Origin of the sequence: Bacillus sp. BP-3 (assembly GCF_028401955.1) — a bacterium.
Classification (GTDB): Bacteria; Bacillota; Bacilli; order Bacillales; family Bacillaceae_G; genus Bacillus_A.
In genome coordinates this window covers 24138-41873 of the sequence record NZ_JAQOTJ010000018.1, presented here as the reverse complement: position 1 = coordinate 41873, position 17736 = coordinate 24138, and the positions used below count along the sequence as shown (strand labels likewise).

18 protein-coding genes, 2 pseudogenes and 1 riboswitch are annotated in these 17736 nt (G+C 35.2%); of the genes and pseudogenes, 9 read left to right on the top strand and 11 right to left on the bottom strand.

The features are described 5' to 3' along the window. Window positions 1-16: 16 nt before the first annotated feature. Window positions 17-946, bottom strand: a complete 930-nt coding sequence (locus PLX19_RS21500; protein ID WP_272190917.1) for a helix-turn-helix transcriptional regulator — start codon at window positions 944-946, stop codon at window positions 17-19. 165 nt (window positions 947-1111) lie between these two features. Between PLX19_RS21500 and modA the strand changes: the two genes are divergently transcribed. The 3 genes from modA (at window position 1112) to PLX19_RS21485 (ending at window position 3185) form a co-directional block, all read left to right on the top strand. Further along, a complete protein-coding gene (modA, locus tag PLX19_RS21495; RefSeq protein ID WP_272190916.1) occupies window positions 1112-1912 on the top strand; it encodes a molybdate ABC transporter substrate-binding protein in 801 nt (266 codons plus the stop codon). Window positions 1913-1920: 8 nt separating this feature from the next. Then, a complete protein-coding gene (gene modB / locus PLX19_RS21490) occupies window positions 1921-2595 on the top strand; it encodes a molybdate ABC transporter permease subunit (protein ID WP_272190915.1) in 675 nt (224 codons plus the stop codon). Window positions 2596-2696: 101 nt separating this feature from the next. Further along, window positions 2697-3185 (top strand): NUDIX hydrolase, encoded by a 489-nt coding sequence (locus tag PLX19_RS21485; protein ID WP_272190914.1) that lies wholly within the window; start codon window positions 2697-2699, stop codon window positions 3183-3185. 23 nt (window positions 3186-3208) lie between these two features. On the opposite strand, the gene PLX19_RS21480 is transcribed toward PLX19_RS21485, so the two are convergent. Next, a complete protein-coding gene (locus tag PLX19_RS21480) occupies window positions 3209-3751 on the bottom strand; it encodes a GNAT family N-acetyltransferase (RefSeq protein WP_272190912.1) in 543 nt (180 codons plus the stop codon). A gap of 349 nt (window positions 3752-4100) precedes the next feature. On the opposite strand from PLX19_RS21480, the gene PLX19_RS21475 reads away from it, so the two are divergent. The 3 genes from PLX19_RS21475 to PLX19_RS21465 all read left to right on the top strand — a co-directional run bounded on the left by PLX19_RS21475 (window position 4101) and on the right by PLX19_RS21465 (window position 7948). Next, window positions 4101-4952, top strand: a complete 852-nt coding sequence (locus PLX19_RS21475) for a GRP family sugar transporter (RefSeq protein ID WP_272190911.1) — start codon at window positions 4101-4103, stop codon at window positions 4950-4952. 135 nt (window positions 4953-5087) lie between these two features. Then, window positions 5088-5897: a pyrroline-5-carboxylate reductase gene (gene proC / locus PLX19_RS21470; RefSeq protein WP_272190910.1), complete on the top strand. Its 810-nt coding sequence runs from the start codon at window positions 5088-5090 to the stop codon at window positions 5895-5897. 165 nt (window positions 5898-6062) lie between these two features. Further along, window positions 6063-6168, top strand: a riboswitch (SAM riboswitch). A gap of 136 nt (window positions 6169-6304) precedes the next feature. Next, window positions 6305-7948, top strand: a complete 1644-nt coding sequence (locus tag PLX19_RS21465) for a peptide ABC transporter substrate-binding protein (RefSeq protein ID WP_272190909.1) — start codon at window positions 6305-6307, stop codon at window positions 7946-7948. Window positions 7949-8093: 145 nt separating this feature from the next. On the opposite strand, the gene PLX19_RS21460 is transcribed toward PLX19_RS21465, so the two are convergent. Both PLX19_RS21460 and PLX19_RS21455 read right to left on the bottom strand, forming a co-directional pair. Next, entirely contained in the window at window positions 8094-8624 is a 531-nt protein-coding gene (locus PLX19_RS21460; RefSeq protein WP_272190908.1) for a DUF5823 family protein, read from the bottom strand. 20 nt (window positions 8625-8644) lie between these two features. After that, on the bottom strand, window positions 8645-9499 hold the full coding sequence (locus PLX19_RS21455) for a helix-turn-helix transcriptional regulator (RefSeq protein WP_442869081.1): 855 nt from the start codon (window positions 9497-9499) through the stop codon (window positions 8645-8647). A 199-nt stretch (window positions 9500-9698) separates the two neighbouring features. Here PLX19_RS21455 and PLX19_RS21450 point away from each other — a divergent pair, with 199 nt between their 5' ends. Further along, window positions 9699-10160: a YusW family protein gene (locus PLX19_RS21450; protein ID WP_272190906.1), complete on the top strand. Its 462-nt coding sequence runs from the start codon at window positions 9699-9701 to the stop codon at window positions 10158-10160. A gap of 88 nt (window positions 10161-10248) precedes the next feature. Here PLX19_RS21450 and PLX19_RS21445 read toward each other — a convergent pair whose 3' ends face one another. The 3 genes from PLX19_RS21445 to PLX19_RS21435 form a co-directional block, all read right to left on the bottom strand. Next, window positions 10249-10437, bottom strand: coding sequence for a hypothetical protein (locus tag PLX19_RS21445; RefSeq protein WP_272190905.1), 189 nt, complete (start codon window positions 10435-10437; stop codon window positions 10249-10251). A gap of 64 nt (window positions 10438-10501) precedes the next feature. Then, the gene (locus tag PLX19_RS21440) at window positions 10502-10825 is read right to left on the bottom strand and encodes a YbjQ family protein (protein WP_272190904.1); all 324 of its coding nucleotides are present in this window, start codon (window positions 10823-10825) and stop codon (window positions 10502-10504) included. Between the two features lie 146 nt (window positions 10826-10971). Further along, window positions 10972-11496 carry a hypothetical protein gene (locus PLX19_RS21435; RefSeq protein WP_272190903.1) on the bottom strand — a complete coding sequence of 175 codons (525 nt, stop codon included), beginning with the start codon at window positions 11494-11496 and terminating at the stop codon, window positions 10972-10974. 235 nt (window positions 11497-11731) lie between these two features. Here PLX19_RS21435 and PLX19_RS21430 point away from each other — a divergent pair. Then, window positions 11732-12378, top strand: a pseudogene (locus PLX19_RS21430) (glycosyltransferase). Window positions 12379-12439: 61 nt separating this feature from the next. Here the strand turns inward: PLX19_RS21430 and PLX19_RS21425 are convergent. Further along, window positions 12440-13063, bottom strand: a complete 624-nt coding sequence (locus PLX19_RS21425; protein ID WP_272190902.1) for a hypothetical protein — start codon at window positions 13061-13063, stop codon at window positions 12440-12442. A 561-nt stretch (window positions 13064-13624) separates the two neighbouring features. Between PLX19_RS21425 and PLX19_RS21420 the strand changes: the two are divergent. Further along, window positions 13625-13930 (top strand): annotated as a pseudogene (locus PLX19_RS21420) (alpha/beta hydrolase); the annotation flags it as partial. 49 nt (window positions 13931-13979) lie between these two features. Here the strand turns inward: PLX19_RS21420 and dctP are convergent. From dctP to PLX19_RS21405, 3 genes are all read right to left on the bottom strand, one after another. Beyond that, entirely contained in the window at window positions 13980-15257 is a 1278-nt protein-coding gene (gene dctP / locus PLX19_RS21415; RefSeq protein ID WP_272190901.1) for a C4-dicarboxylate transporter DctP, read from the bottom strand. A gap of 122 nt (window positions 15258-15379) precedes the next feature. Further along, window positions 15380-16078, bottom strand: coding sequence for a response regulator (locus tag PLX19_RS21410; protein ID WP_272190900.1), 699 nt, complete (start codon window positions 16076-16078; stop codon window positions 15380-15382). Beyond that, the gene (locus PLX19_RS21405; RefSeq protein ID WP_272190899.1) at window positions 16068-17669 is read right to left on the bottom strand and encodes an ATP-binding protein; all 1602 of its coding nucleotides are present in this window, start codon (window positions 17667-17669) and stop codon (window positions 16068-16070) included. Before PLX19_RS21405 ends, PLX19_RS21410 begins: the two co-directional genes overlap by 11 nt. Window positions 17670-17736 lie beyond the last annotated feature (67 nt).

Below are 17736 nucleotides of genomic sequence, written 5' to 3'. Positions count from 1 at the left end.
CTACAAGCAGCACTTTTTAATTTGTTTCATATATAATTTGACCCGTTTTACTTATCTCATAACCACCAATAGCACGCAGTTCATTTTGAAATTCAGGAGACAGTAATACCTCTTTTACTGTTTTAATCAACTCAATGTTTTCTTCTGTTTTTAAAATTACTAAATCATAACGTTCTTGTATAAGCGGAACAAAATCTATATTTACAATTTGCGCTACTTTTTCCGTCCCTACTCCTACATCTGCTTTTCCATTTGCAACTTGAGAAGCAACACCAATATGATTTGATTCTTCCCACTCATAGCCACAAATGTCCATTTTCGATATTCCATTTATACGCAATTGTTCATCGACAAGAACACGAATACCTGATCCTCTTTCCCTATTTACAAATTGAATGGATGTATTACATAAATCATTCCATGTCTGCACTTGTTTCGGATTTCCCTTTTGTACATAAAAACCTGATGTTCTTGATAATAAATTCATAACAACACAAGGCTGTCCGACTAAAATTCGTTTTACATACGGAATGTTGTATTCTCCCGTATCCCCATCGAACAAATGAAGACTAACAATGTCTCCTTTTCCTTGATACATCTGAACCAAACTTGTCAAACTCCCTTGATATGCCCGCAATATATTAGAAGCTTTCAAACGACTCTCTAAATGTTTCGTTAACATATCCAAAGATAAATCTTGTCCACTAATAATACAAGAATCAGATTTGCTAGGCGGCTTCATTACTTGCATAGATAAAGAAACTGCCTGTACTTTTCCTGTTTTCATCTCTGTAATATATTGCTCTAAATCACTTGCATCAACACGCATTTGCCTACCAACTCGATAAGAGGGTAATTCACCTTTTTTAATCAAATCATAAACCGTTAATTTTGATACTTTTAAACGCTTCGCTACTTCTTCTGTTGTGTAGGAATGATGATCCATAAACCGATTCCTCGCTTTCTGCCTTCATTGTAACAAAAATAGCAGTTTTGCTTCTATTTATTTTCACTATCGTGAGAAAAATCACAACATAACTAAATATAACTATTTATAATTGATTATATTTAGTTATAATTAAACTCGGGATAAAAGAAGGGAGAAATGAAGATGAACAAGTACATATTTCGTTTTATTTGCAGTATTTTATTCACACTCCTTCTCGTAATCAGTACGGGATGTACAGGCACAAATAAACAAGAAAAAACCACTGCTAAAGAAGAAAAAGTTGAACTTACCATTTCTGCAGCAGCTAGTTTACAAGATGCATTAAAAGAGATTCAAACACAATATGAAAAGAAAGAACCAAATATAAAGCTCTCATTTAACTTCGACGGTTCTGGCAAGCTTCAACAGCAAATTGAACAAGGAGCTCCCGTTGATTTATTCTTCTCTGCCGCAGAAGATAAATTTCAAACGCTCGTAACGAAAGGACTTATTGATCAGAAAGAAGGGAAAAATCTACTCGGCAATGAGCTAGTATTAGTTGTTCCTAAAGATAGTAATCTAAAAGGTTTTAAATCGTTAAAAGATGAGCAAGTAACAAAAATCGCATTAGGTACACCTGAATCTGTTCCAGCTGGAAAATACGCAAAAGAGGCGCTTACTCATTTAAATCTTTGGAACGACCTTCAAAATAAAATCGTATACACAAAAGATGTGCGCCAAGTACTAACATACGTAGAAACAGGAAACGTTAATGCAGGGATTGTTTATAAAACAGACGCCCTTATTTCAAAGAAAGTAAAAATTGCTACTACAGCACAGGCAAATTCACACGAACCAATCCGTTATCCATTAGGTATTGTAAAAGCAACGAAACATAAAAAAGAGGCAACTGCTTTTTATGAATATTTACAGTCTAAAGACGCTATAGCCACCTTTAAAAAATATGGTTTTACAGTGCTGTAATTGTAGCTATGATATTTGATATATTTTGGTCACCTATCATTCTTTCACTAAAAGTTGCTGCACTTTCTACGATCATTGTGATGGTGTTCGGAACGATAATTGGGCGTATTTTAGCTCGATCCTCGAAGCGCTATAAAATTTTATTAGAAACCATTTTTCTACTGCCGATGGTACTTCCGCCTACAGTAATTGGATTTTTCCTCATTATTATTTTTGGAAAAAACAGTCCCATCGGTCAGTGGATCGAAACCTTGTTTCAACAATCGATTATGTTTACATCTTGGGCTGCTGTGATTGCTGCAACTGTAGTTGCATTTCCGCTTATGTACCAGTCAGCAAAAACAGGGTTTATCATTGCCAATGAACAAATTGAAGACGGAGCTAGAGATCTTGGAGCAAATGAAATGCAAGTGTTCTTACACGTAACATTACCACTCGCGTTCCCTTCTCTATTAGGCGGAATGATTTTAAGTTTCGTCCGCGCTCTAGGAGAATTTGGTGCAACGCTTATGTTCGCTGGTAATATTCCCGGTAAAACACAAACGATTCCAACCGCAATTTATATGGCAATTGATGCAAGTAACATGCCGCTTGCCTGGGCACTCGTTCTTACAACTGTCGGTATGTCAATTGTCTTTTTATTACTCATTCAATTTATCAATAAAAAGGTAATTTCTTTCTAACAGTAGCTTTCGACAAAGCTACTGTTTTTTATATTATTTCCCGCGAAATGAAATGGAAATTAGACGTTTATGTAGAATTATAGAAAATAAGGGGGAATTATATGTATAACCAAACACTTTGTTTTATCCGAAACGGCGATGAAATACTAATGCTAAATCGGGAAAAAGCACCGCTACAAGGCTTGTGGAATGGTGTTGGTGGAAAAATGATAGAAACGGAAACGCCAATGGCATGCATTCTACGTGAGATTGAGGAAGAGACAGGACTACATTTAACGGAGAAAGAAGTCATGTATAAAGGAACATTATCATGGACAACTGACAATACAAATTCCAGTGGATTGTACCTTTTTACCGCTACCTTCCCAGCTCATATTTCTTATCACACTCCGAAAAAAGTAGCTGAAGGAATTTTAGACTGGAAACACATTTCTTGGATTTTATCTAAAGAAAATAGAGGAACAAACACTTTAACAAAGCACTTTTTACCCACGGTTTTACAAGAAGAAGGCGTATATGACCATACTTCTATTTTCCACAATAATCAGATTGTGCACTACGAACAAAAGGAACATGCAAATGTAAAATAGCCTCTTTAGCAGAGGCTATTTTGCTATATATTTCGGCAATACCGGTAAGCTACAGACGGTTCTTCTTCTGTACTTCCCTGACTCGGGCGTTCAGATTGTTTTACAAATCCTTTTGCTTCATAAAAGGGAATTCCTTTTTCATTCCCCTCGGCAACCGACACCCACTGCTCTACAATCCCCTTTTCTTTTTGAATTTCTGTAAAATAATCTACCAACAATGTCCCGATTCCTTCTCTTCTTCGATTCGGATCTAAATATAGGACAAAGATTTCTCCACACTTTTCACCTGTTGTGCCTCCCCCAATTGCTCCAACAACTTTCTCGTTTTCCAATGCGACGAACCATCCATACCAATTTTCCTTATTCGTCAGTACTTCTTTATGAATACGCTCATGATTATAGTATTCTTCAATGACACGATCAATATATTCCTGACTATGCAAACCTTCATATGTTGCTAGCCATCCATCTGTACAAACCTTGGCAATCCCTTCGACATGACTTATATCTGCTCTTACCACTTGAATCTTATTTGTTTTCTGTTCTTGCAATACATAACCTTCCACAGCTTACATCCCCTTTATATTCTATTTTCCCCCTACTACATCAATTTAAATGGATAAAAAATCCAAATTATTATAATGTATTATATCTTCAAATTTCCACATAAACTATTACAATTTTCATATTCATAGAAATATACATTCTATTTGAATTTACTTTCTAAAAAAGACTCTTTCCTGTTATTATATGAAGGTGCCAAAAAAGGAGATATGAAAACGCGTTTATATAATGACTGCGTTCTCCTTATAAACATCACTACTTCATCGTTTTAACGATCACTTCTTAAGTGGAAAATTACCAATCATTAGAACTACATATATTTTATTGCTATAACAAGAAGGGAGTCTTGTAATGGACATTTTATTAGCACTTCTTCCTGCATTAGCATGGGGAAACGTTTTATTAGTAAGTGTAAAAATGGGTGGCGGTGCATATAGCCAAACGGTCGGTATGACAATTGGTGCTCTATTCTTCGCAACAATTATGTATGCATTTACAACACCGGCACTATCTTTAACTATATTAATTGTTGGCTTTATTTCTGGTTTATTTTGGGCTTTAGGACAAGTCAATCAATTAAAAACTGTTCAATCAATAGGCGTCTCAACAACTGTTACCATTTCAACAGGTATGCAGCTTGTAGCTACTTCTATCTTTGGGGTTATTGCATTTCACGAGTGGACAACTACTACTACAATTATTATGGGAACGATTGCAATTCTTTTCATCGTAATCGGTGTTGTATTTACTTCTTTAGATGATAAAGAAAATGCACAACCACCAGGACAATTGAAAAAAGGGTTACTCACTTTAATTGTTTCAACTTTCGGTTATTTTGGGTATGTAATTATTATTCGTTGGTACAACATTGATGGCTGGGCGGCTATTTTACCGCAAGCAGTTGGTATGTTTGTTGGAGCAGTTATACTGACATTTAAGCATAAGCCATTTAACAAATATGCAATTCGTAATATCGTATCTGGTCTACTTTGGGGAACAGGAAACTTATTCTTACTTCTTTCCTTACCACGAGTTGGTGTTGCAACAAGCTTCTCATTATCTCAAACAGGGATTGTCATCTCAACGTTTGGTGCAATTGTCTTCTTAGGTGAAAAGAAAACAAAACGTCAAATGGTATTTATCGCGCTTGGTAGTGCTTTAATTATTGGCGGGGCTGTTCTACTTGGTTTGGCAAAAGCTTAATGATATATCCTAGTTTCGGAAATACTACTTTCTGAAACTAGGATTTTTTTGTATACAAGCCTTTTCTTTTTACAATTCTCTTTTATCAATGTTATCGTTTTAGCAATACATTTCCTACAGGAAGGATCAAAAAATATGCAAAAGAAACAAAAAGTGCTGTTTATTGGTGCAGGTCGTATGGCTGAAGCCCTTTTTGCTGGGCTTCTTCATACAAGTAAAGAGCACATTGCTGAGATTGTCGTATCCAATCAACGAAATCAAGAAAGGCTTACAGAGTTGCGTGAAAAGTATGCTGTTTCTACAACAACAGATTGGAAACAATATGCGGCAGATGTTGATGTTATCGTATTAGCAATGCCTCCAGAAGCACATGAACAACTGTTAACTGAACTCTCTCCACTTGTCAGCAATCAGTTTATTGTAACAGTTGCAGCTGGTATTGGACCTTCTTATTTAGAACCAAAGCTTCCTAAAGGTGCTGCCGTTGCTTGGATTATGCCAAATACAGCTGCTACAATCGGGAAATCCATTTCTTTATACACAGCAGGCTCTTTTGTAAGCAAAGAACATCTTGAAATTTTGCAAATGCTCGTAAAAGGTATTGGAGACGCACAATTATGTACAGAAGAAGAAATTCATCAACTAACAGCTGTCACAGGAAGTGCTCCTGCCTTTCTCTACTATTTTGCCGAGAGCTTAATTGAAGCAACAAAACGGTATGGTATCGATGAGATAACTGCAAAGCATCTCGTAATTAAAATGATTACGGGGTCTGCTTCTATGCTAGAAAGTGAAAATAATCCTGCTATGCTTCGTGAACAAGTGACAACACCCGGCGGCGCAACTGCAGCAGGTTTGAAAGTATTATATGAAAATAATTTTATGAACATGATACAAGAGGCAATTGAAGCAACAAATAAAAAAGCTAGTGGAAAAGCAATTTAATTTTAGGAATTTAAGGTCATTAAGCAGATGTTTGATGACTTTGCTTTTTATTAAACTGAAAATTTGAAATATTAATAACCTAATTGACAATGTTTTTATCTCAGTGGTAGTATTTTGAATAATCGAAGCAACACAAAATTTAAAACTTGTTTATTATGTTTACTCATTGTATCCAGAGAGGTGGAGGGACTGGCCCTGTGAAACCTCGGCAACAGGTTCGCTTGCGAATACTGTGCCACTTCCTGCAAGCAATTTGCTTGAAAGATAGAATGAGGGACTTTGTTTATAAATGTGCGCACATTTATAAACACTCAATTCCCTCTTTTTATATACGAAAAGAGGGAATTTTTATTTCCCTCATAATTGTTGGCCAACAAAAAAACAAACAATTTAGGGAGGAACAAAACATGAAAAAGAAATTTTTACCTGCTGTCGTATCTGTTTTAGGAGCAAGCTTATTATTAACAGGATGCGGTAGCTATAATAAAGATAACGCGAACGATGCAAAAGCAAAAGATAAAGCACCTGATAAACAAGTACTTAACTTAGCATCTCCTACTGAAATTCGTACGATGGATACGGCGCGTGCAACAGATACCGATTCTGGGCAAGTGATGAGAAACGTATTTGAAGGCTTATATAACCTTGGAGAAGGAAACAAACCTGTTCCTGGTGTCGCGAAATCTCATGATGTTAATGCAAATAAAACAAAATATACGTTTCATTTACGAGCTTCAAAATGGTCCAATGGAACACCTGTTACAGCGAAAGACTTCGTATTCGCTTGGCAACGTGCTGTTGATCCTGCAACAGCTTCTGAATATGCTTTCTTATTCTTTGACATAAAAAATGCGCAAAAGATTAACAATAAGGAGCTTTCGCTTGATCAACTAGGTGTAAAAGCAATTGATGATAAAACATTGGAAGTAGAGTTAGACCGCCCTGTGCCTTACTTTATTAGCTTAACAGCGTTCCCAACATTCCTGCCTGTTAACGAAGAATTCTTTAAATCACAAGGCAAGAAGTACGCTTTAGAGTCTAACGCATTAATTTATAATGGGGCCTTTACATTAGAGAATTGGAAACATGAACAAAGCTACCAATTTAAGAAAAACCAAAACTATTGGGAGAAAGATGCTGTAAAGTTGGGAGAAATTAACTTTAATATCGTGAAAGAGAAATCAACAGAGGTAAACCTATACGAATCTAAACAACTTGACCGTGTTGTTTTAACATCTGATTTAGTTGATAAATACCGTAAAGATTCTAATTTTAAAGAACGACCAGCTGTCGGTGTACAATTTTTACGCATGAACCAACAAAATAAAGTACTACAAAACATTAATGCTCGCCAAGCTATTGATAAAACAATCGATAAAAAAGCTTTTGTAAATGTTCTATTGAATGATGGCTCTCTTCCAGCCTACTCGCTTATTCCAAAAAACTTTGCAAAAGGACCGAACGGAAAAGACTTCCGCGCTGAAAATGGTGACTTAACAAAAGAAAGTCCAAAAGAGGCTCAAAAATTATGGAAACAAGCAAAACAAGAACTTGGACCAGATAAAATTACACTAGAACTTTTAACAAGCGATACGGATTTATCAAAGAAAACAGGAGCGTATTTAAAAGAGCAACTTGAGAAAAACTTAGAAGGATTAACAGTTACATTAAAACCACAGCCTCGTAAGCAACAAGTAACTTTATTATTACAAGGCAATTATGAAATTGGTATCGATGGCTGGAGTCCAGACTTTGCTGATCCAATTACATTCTTAGAATTGTTCACAACCGGTAATCCATACAACTTAGATCATTATTCTAATAAGGAATTTGATGATTTAATCAAAAAAGTAAAAACAGATCTCGCTGGTAATGAAAAAGCACGCTGGGAAGCTTTAAAACAAGCAGAAAAAATCTTATTTAAAGATGCGGTAATCTCACCTCTATATCAAAACGGAAAATCTTATTTACAGCGCTCTTATGTAAAAGGTATCGTTGAGGTTGATTTTGCAGGTCCATTAAACTTTAAATGGGCAAGAATTGAAAAGTAATATACAAAAGGTATCCCATTTAAGGATACCTTTTTCTTCTACTAACTCGATTGCCACTTGAATAATTTTCTCCGTCCTCTTTCAACGCACCATATAAGCTTTGTCTTCTAAATGAAAGGGATCACTTACATTTATTTAGAAATATTCAAGACCGGTACTCGTATAAACAACCAAGAAACTGGAATACAGTTAATATAAAGCTAAATATAAACATGACTAGCATACTCATATGTAAAGATGGCTGAAAAATAGTAATCGCTCCCCAAACACTTATACTAAACAAGAAAAATTGAACAATGACTCCCGCTGGTTTCAACCATATCCTTGTTTTTTGTTTTGTAATCTTCACTAAAAATCCGATAACTGAAAATAAGGTTAATGCAATAAATGCTAGCCACCTACCATAGCCAACATCATAAGGTTCAATTTGACCCGGGAATATGAAATGAATAATACGAAATAATAGAATACCAATACCGATACAAATAATTAATCCAAGTAAACATTCTATACTAGCCTTAAATAGAGATTTTAAAATTGGCTTATTTTCCCCTATTACTCCTAATATTTCACTTAACATGCCAACTGTAAATAGTACAAAAAACCATATAAAGAAGTAAAAAGGGGTTTCTAATTTCAATAATTCCGATATTGAGTAGAATAACATTTTCCACATGTGTTCTTTCTCACCCTTTCTTATTCTTCTATATCTTCAAACTGTAAATTCGTAGGTTCTTCAGAAAGAGTCTCATAAAAATTTTCTGCTAAGTCTGTAGAAAGTACCTTTTTATCAACTTCATCTAATCGAAAGTTATCAGCCCATATACAACCTTTTCCTGATAATAAAATACCAAATGCAATACCAAGCGCTTCTTCTTTTATATCTAAAACAACTGAATATGGTTGCCAATTTGTTGTATTTTTAATGGGGCGATTTTGCATATTATCCATTGCTAATGGCTCTGTATCTTTTCCATCCACACGCATCCACAGCCCTGCCCAATCTTTTACATTCTCACTTTTAATAAAAGCCGTTAGACGCAAACGCTTCCCCCTATATTTGTCCGCTTTAAATATCTGCATCAACGTTGTAAACCCGCCATGTGTAACACCTTCTCTCGCTTGTATATAAGCTGATGCCCTTCCTTGATGAACAGTCTCATAATCTAATCCCATTTCGTATTCTGTAGGATGACTTCCGCTTAATACCCAGCCTTTCGGTAATCCTTTTTGCATTGAAACACCCTCCCTTTCTATATAAAAAGATTGAAAATATGTCCGATACCTTTTCGGTGGTAAATGAAACATACCTTTAAACGCTCTAGTAAATGCTTCTTGTGAAGAGAACCCATACTGCACCGCAATGTCTAATATAGATTGATTTGTCATCACTAATGCCTGCGCCGCATATGTTAATCGTTTCTTCCGAATATATGCGTTGACGCTCATTCCAATATTATCTTGAAAAACCCGATGAAAATGATACATAGACATAGCACAATAAGAGGCTACTTCTTCTAAAGTCAGTTCTTTCTCAATATGCTTTTCCATATAATCAATTGCACGTTTTAATAGTTCATCATACCCTCTACACACTTACCATCCCTCCTTACATTTCCAATTTAACATAAATCTTCTATCTGATTTTTGATTTAAATTGCGATATTTGGAAAAATAATTCCTCTACCTTACATAAAAAGATAAATATTGGAAAAACTTTATTTGAAAACAACTAAGGAGGCTTTACAAAATGAGAATTTTATTTTCAATCCTTTTGGCATTCATGCTATTACCTGCAATGACAGGCTGTACACCTAAGAAACAGGATACAACTACTGATAAGAAAACGACAGAAGGTGGAAAACAAGCAGCTAACCAAGATTTAAAATTAAGCTTTAATGAATTTGATTTAAAAGCAAACTACAAAGATACAAAGAAAGACTACGAAGCTGACTATAAACATAAAACAGCAAGTGACAAGCCCGAGGTAAAATTAGACGATAGTAAAACAAATGAAAAGCTAGCTGGAGATGAAGCATTAACAAAGCTCACTCCACTATTACAACAACTAAAATTTGATAAAGACACAAAAGATGAAGATGTCATTAATCAAGTAGTAGATGTATTCCAACTGGACAAAGACTATGAAAAATTCGACTTAGAAGTTGTCTTTACAGATGGAACGAAAAAAGAATATAAAATGCCAAAGTAAAAGGTGCACTCTAAAAGTACACCTATATATATCATGAAAATTCGAACAGATAGAAATAAAGTAGCCCTTTTAACTTTCGTCTAAAGGGCTACTTTATAATTTTTTTATTTTCGTTAAAACATTTCTTATGAAATCTTTTCCCATCCATTTTGTTATAATATACTTCATACTTCTCTCGCGTAGTTGGATCAAAGTATATTTCTCCTGTAAATACATACCCATTGGGCACTTCTGTACCATGATTATCTTGTAATCTTTTATCTTTTCTCTTAGCCATTAGTAAAATAAGAAGGAAAATAATGATCTGTACACAAAAATAGATTACAATACCTTTCCACATACTATTCAACCTTTTCTACAATAACAGCTGTACCATACGCTACAATCTCACTCATATTATGACTCAAGCTTCCTGAATCAAAACGAACCATAATAATTGCATTTGCCCCCATTGCTGCGGCATTTTCAACCATGCGGTCTAACGCATATTTTCTTGCGTCCTCAAGCATCTCTGTATACTGTAAAATCTCTCCTCCAAATAACCCTTTGAATGCAGCCATAATATCTTTCCCTAATCCTCTTGCTCGCACTGTTAATCCAAATACCGTTCCTAACGTCTGTTTCACTTCATAACCTGGTAAACTCTCCGTTGTTACAACAATCATTTCATTCAACCCCTCTCATCATTATCATTATCGATAATGATAATAATATATGTGAAAAATGTCAACATTCCTCCATTCCAATTAAATATTTATAGTCCAACAAAATATCTCTCATAAAATAAAAATAACTTTGTTTAAAAACAAAGTTATTTCGCTTCCTTCTCTTCTTTTTTAAAGCGGCCATAATAATTAACTGCTGTAGATAGGTGCACCTCAATATCGCGAATTAATGAAGTGTCGCCTTCTTTCACTAATTGGTCTAATTTTTTCACCGCTTGTTCTGTTTCATTTAAAAAGCCTGTGTATAATTCATTTTCTTTTTCTTTTGATTTTGGAACCCGAATTTCTTTACGCACATTCTCAATATCTGCTAACGTATTATCCTTTAACTTTTGGACATCTTCTTTAAACTTCGGAAGTTTCATTGCCTTTCCAGACTCCTCTTCCGCTTTTTTCCAAAGCTTCATAGCTTCATTTACTTCATTGTTAATTTTGTCTTCATATTGATTATGTACAGATTGGTACACCTTCAAATCTTCAGGATTGTCTTCTTTATGGTTTGTTTGCTCTACTTTTTCTTTCGTTTCTTGTTTTGCTTCCTTATTACTAGTACATCCTGCTAATAGTAATGCACTACTAAGCAGAATCACACCCCAAGCTTTTTGCTTCATTTCAAACTGCTCCTTTTGTTCACATGTCTTCTCTCATTATTATAGCGATAACAAGTAAAAATTTACACGTATCTGCTCTCATTTATAACTACAGCAATATTCTGTTCACAATATCGTCACTTTATCCACATTGCTTATATGACAATCCCCTTTTGTAGGTAAGAAGAATAAAACCGGCAAAGCAATACAAACTAACAATAGAACATTTATGTAAATCAAAAAGGAGAGGATGTCCATGAAAAAGCTACTCTTGAAATTCACACTATTACTTATGTCTTGTACTTTCATCTTGTCGCCAGTAAAAGTAGGCGCAGAAGAAAACATACGTATAGAAAATCCTTGTCCTAGCCAATCAGCAATACAATTAAAAGATGATTTAAGAAGGCTTTGGATTGACCATACAATATGGACAAGAAACTATATTATAAGCGCCTTAGCTGGGCTGAAAGATCAAGATAAGGTACTAGCAAGGCTGTTAAAAACCAAGATGATATTGGGAATGCAATAAAGCCATATTACAGGGAAGCAGCTGGTAATAAGCTTACCAAACTATTAAGAGAACATATCCTCCTTGCTGGAAAAGTAGTAGTTGCTGCAAAAAGTGGCAATCAAGCAAATTTAAAAAAATTTAACACAGAGTGGTATAAAAATGCCGATGACATCGCTCAGTTTCTTAGCAGTGCCAATCCAAATTGGTCAAATGATGCATTAAAGGAACTCTTATATACACATTTAAAATTTGTTACAGATGAGGCTGTAGCGAGAATTAAAAAAGATTGGGACGCAGATATTCTCGCTTACGACCAAGGGGAAGACCATATTATTAAAATGGCTGACACACTTACAGAAGGTATTATAAAAAAATTTCCAAATAAATTTTAATAGTGTAAAGCTCCTTACTAAATCGGAAGGAGCTTTTCTTTTCGTCCACTACTGTAACAGTTCAATACTTAAATTTCGGTTCTGTTTGCAAGTAATAACCATTTCTAACATGTCCTACCCAGTTCGCAAAGAATTCTCTCCATGAAACACTGTTAAAAAATGCGTCTATAGATTGTGTTTCAGAATTCCAGTCTAATATTAAAAATGGAGCATTTCCTAACTGCCAAATCCCTCTATTAACATCCGTTCCAGTTTCTCGAATTAATAATAATGGTAACCCATATTGATAGCCCATCGATGGTTCAATTTGTGAAAACGGAGTCCCTTCCCAAAATGGTGTTTGCGGTTCAAATGGCCCAACATTTGTTCTTAAACCTTGAACAAAAAATCTTTGAAAATTGACCGCTACTAATCCATAACTAGATAATATCATTCTCCGTATACTTGTTAATGGCGCTTCAGGATATTGATCACTTCGAGGGATTGTACGAGGAAACAGAAGAGCTTGTTCAATTTCTAAAATAAGTCGATCTAAAAATTGTTGTTGCAGTTGATTTAAAGTATTTACTGTACTTAAAAATACAGGAATTCGAAAAGCTTGATCAATTGCCTGCTGCAGCTTTACAGAATGATAGACACCTTGTTCAGTATTTATATAAGGACTACCAGTTATGTTTTCTTCCATTAGTATCTCTCCTTCCTTTTTGTTAATTAGTATATGTAATTAACAAAAGAAAGCTTGGACACCCTCAAGTCACAAAAGTAAGGGGAATCTATTCCTTTTGATCAAAAAATTGGTTTATCACCGTAACATGGGGTTGATTTTTTGAAAGTGAATCATTTTCAATACACGGAACGGAGAGTGGCGACTCCTGCGGGAATAGCGAGGAAAGTGAGACCCCGCAGGCTTGCCGAGGAGGCTCGCTCTCGCCCGCGGAAAGCGTCCACTCGGAGTAGAGTGTACATCTATCTAAATGTCATCCCCGTCTTTTGGTGATGAACCAAAAATTGTAAAATCATACAATGAAGTATTTTCTACAATTGGGGGTATAACATTTTGTTCTTTTCAAAAGTAATCGACTTATATGCCTTATATAGTTTTCACAAGAACCGCAGCAAAGAATTGTAATTTTCTTCTCTTCCTAACAAAATGTTAGAAACAATAGACATCCAAGAATTTTATAAAACCAATTCAATCGATATTGAATTTCAAATGAAAGATGTTAATAACCCAAATTATGCTACCGGGAAATATGTTAAAGCCGACTTACAAGAACATGGAATGACTTACAATGATTTAATAAAATATTGGAGAATCACAGAACCCAACCAAACTGTTCCGGTAATGACCAAAAACAATATTCTATTAATCTCTGCCAAAAACGATCAATATGTCCATCTCGAAGATACTGATTACTTATGGAAATCATGGGGAGAACCTATGCGATATGTATATAACGGGAGACATGCTGGAATTGTCCTAAATCGCAAAAGAATTGCAACAAATACCATCAACTTTATTCAAAGAAGGATAGCTACGGAAATACACTAACAAAAAAACTATCCACCTAATGTAGTGGATAGTTCCTTCTATTTATGCATTATACAGCTTCCTTCGCCCCTGTTAACACTTTTGTACCAGCAATGGCTTCTGCATGCCTTTCTTCATCAAATTCGTTTTCACTCTTTGCGACAACGATTGTCGCAATCCCGTTTCCAATTAAGTTTACAATCGCTCTTCCTTCACTCATAAAGCGATCCACCCCAAGAAGTAACGCTAATCCTTCTAAAGGAATAACCTTTAACGCAGCTAACGTAGATGCTAATACAATAAATCCACTTCCTGTCACACCCGCAGCACCTTTAGACGTTAACATAAGTACTAAAATAATGGTAACTTGCTGTCCAATCGTTAGATCGATACCAAATACTTGTGCTAAAAAGACAACCGCCATCGATAAATAAATAGATGTACCATCAAGATTAAAGGAATAACCTGTTGGAATCACAAGACCAACAACAGATTTTGAACAGCCATATCGCTCCATCTTATTCATCATTCTTGGCAATACAGATTCAGAAGAACTTGTTCCTAATACAATTAAGATTTCATCTCGAATAAACTTTAAATAATTCCATAAACTAAATCCATAAATCTTACAAATAATATTTAAAACAACAAAAACGAATAAGAACATCGTTATATATACTGACATCATTAATTTCCCAAGTGGTACAAGCGAAGCAAGGCCAAAGTGACCGATTGTATATGCCATAGCACCAAATGCCCCGATCGGTGCAGCTTTCATTACATAGCCAATAATTTTAAAGAATACGTGTGAAAGTTTGTCTAAGAAATCAATTACTGAGTTTCCTTTCTCTCCAAGAGCCGCTAATCCTACACCAAATAAAATCGAAAAGAATAATACTTGTAAAATATCACCTTTCGCAAACGCATCAACCATATTAGACGGAACGATATGGGTTACAAACTCAATCCAGTTAAGGCCATGTCCTCCGTTTTGCGTATACTTTGATACATCTCCTTTTGCAAGCTCATTAAAGTTAAGGCCTTCTCCTGGCTTCATAACATTTACAACAATTAAACCAACAATAAGGGCAAATGTCGTTACTACCTCAAAATAAATAAGAGCTTTTCCGCCGACTTTACCAACTTTTTTCATATCTCCCATTTTGGCAATACCGAGTACAATTGTTAAGAAAATAATCGGTGCAATTACCATTTTTACTGCATTGATAAATGTGTCGCCTAACGGCTTCATTTCTTTACCAACACTTGGCCAAAGTAATCCAACTAACACCCCAAGTGCAATAGCCGCTAATACTTGAAAGGTTAAGTTTTTAAAGAGACGTTTCACCTTTCTTCTCACTCCTCTGATTTTTCTAAATTTTCTATCTGTTTATTTCTAACATAATGATAGCGTTTACACGAAAAAGTGAGAAGTTTATGGTCATAACGAATATTTTGTTCATTTTGGTCTTAACTTTTCGTTTCTCGAAACACATAACGATTAATTGGCCTTCCAACTCCGCCATACTGAACTGCCAAATGAATGACACCTCTTTTTTCTAAATAGTCTAAGTAACGACGAGCGGTTACCCTAGCTATCCCAATGGCACGTGCCACATCTTCAGCAGAACGAGGTTCTTCTTGCCGCTTTACATACGTTACAATTTCATTTAATGTAAACTCGTTCAAACCTTTTGGTAAATTACTCACCGTTCTCTCAGAGCACCCAGAATATAATAATAAATCTAGCTGCTCCTGCGAAATAGCTCCAGAATCTCTCAAACTTATTCTATATTGGCGATACTTCTCTAACGCTTGCTGGATGCGATGCAACTTAAAAGGTTTAATAATATAATCTATTGCTCCATTTTGCAGCATGAGTTTAATTGTTTCCCTATCTTTCGCAGCAGAAACAACAATTACATCTGTTTCTAATTGTTGTTTTCGAAATTCCTGTAATACTTGAATACCATCCTTTTTAGGCATAAAAATATCCAAAATAACAAGATCTGGATTCATTGTTTTTACAAAGCTAATCCCCTCCTCGCCATTGCTGGCGATAGCAATTACTTGAAACCCTTTTACACTTTTTATAAACTCTTTATTTACTTCCTGAACCATTGGATCATCTTCTATTAGCACTACTTTAAATTCCTCTTTATACGCCATACAATTCCGCCTCCATCCCCATTGGAAAAGTAATGATAAAGCTAGTTCCTTCACCTTCAAAAGATGAAATTCTAATTTCTCCTCTTCCTTTTTCAACAATTTGTTTTACTAGAAAAAGACCATAACCTGTCCCGTCACGTTTATTCACAGTAAACCCTTTTTCATATAACCTTGGTAAATGTTCTTCTTGTATCCCGCATCCATTATCTTCAATTAAGATTGCACACACGTCCTCTGACTGCTCGATACTAATATCGATTCTCTTATTCGCGGCCTCAATTTGTTCAAATGATCCAAATGCGTTTTCTATTAAATTTCCTAATAAAACAACAAAATCATGTTGATCTACTTGGTATGGAAAAGCCTCCAGATAACTATTTTGATCAATGCTCACTTGAATTCCAAGCTCTTTCCCTCTACTTACTTTACTTAAAAGAAGCCCTGCAACGGCATCATTTTTAATGGTCTCATTTAGAAAATTGCTTACGCTCTCCTGCTCCTCTGAAGTGTTATAGGCAAGTTGCAGGGCTTTATCAGCTTTACCAAGCTGAATTAAACCTGCTATTGTATGAAGTTTATTCATATGCTCATGACTTTGTACACGCAGTGCCTCAACAAAGTTCTTCACCCCAGTTAATTCTTCCGCAAGTTTTGTTACCTCCGTACGATCTTGGAAAATTGCCACAGCTCCAATTAATTCATTACCCTTCTTAATAGGTATACGATTACTTAAAATGACCTTGCCACTTACTTTTATCTCTTCATTGTATACTGCTTGATTTTTCTCCACGATTTCTGGAAGCCTTGTATCTTGTAATATTTTACGAATAGGTTGTCCAACAACATCACCATTTACATGAAAAACTCGCTTCGCTTTCTCATTAAAAACCGTAATTATTTCTTGATTATCAATGGCAATCACCCCTTCATTCATGGAATGAAAGGTTGCTGTTCTTTCTTCAAGTATTCTTTTAATCTCATATGGCTCCAACTGAAACATCTGTTTTTTGATATGATTAGCAAGCATTAATGAACCTATCAATCCAAGTATTAAAGTTAAGACGACGATAAAAAGAATCTCTCCCTTTAATTCATTCATAATCTCAAAGAAGTTTGGTATCTTATTTCCTACAACAACAACGCCAATTTGGTTTAAATTTTGATCTTTAATAGGCATAAAAGCACGAATGACAGTCCCTATTTCTCCCTTTGCTTTTGAAAAATAAATATGTTCTGCAAACGCCGCCTCTTCATCTGCTCCTTTTGAACGTTTTCCAATCATTTCTTTCACGGGATGCGAATATCGGACTCGTTCCATATTCATGACGACAATATAATCTGTTTCATTAATGACTCTAATATTTTCAATCACAGAATTTAATGTCATCCATCCATTTGTTTCTTGAAGAGACTTCTTTACATCTGACATTTCTACTACCGTTCGTGCCGTATTCATCGATCTAATTCTTAATTCTGTCTCTTCCTTTTGCTGAATATTTGCGACGATAATCCCGCCACCAATCATGAGTGAAACGATAACAACTGCATAAGAAAGAATCGTAATCTTCCAACGGATTGGTAAATCCCTCACACTTGGCACTCCTTTCCCCTAAAAGCATCTTTACGAATAGAAATCTTCTCGGTATGCTTACAATAAA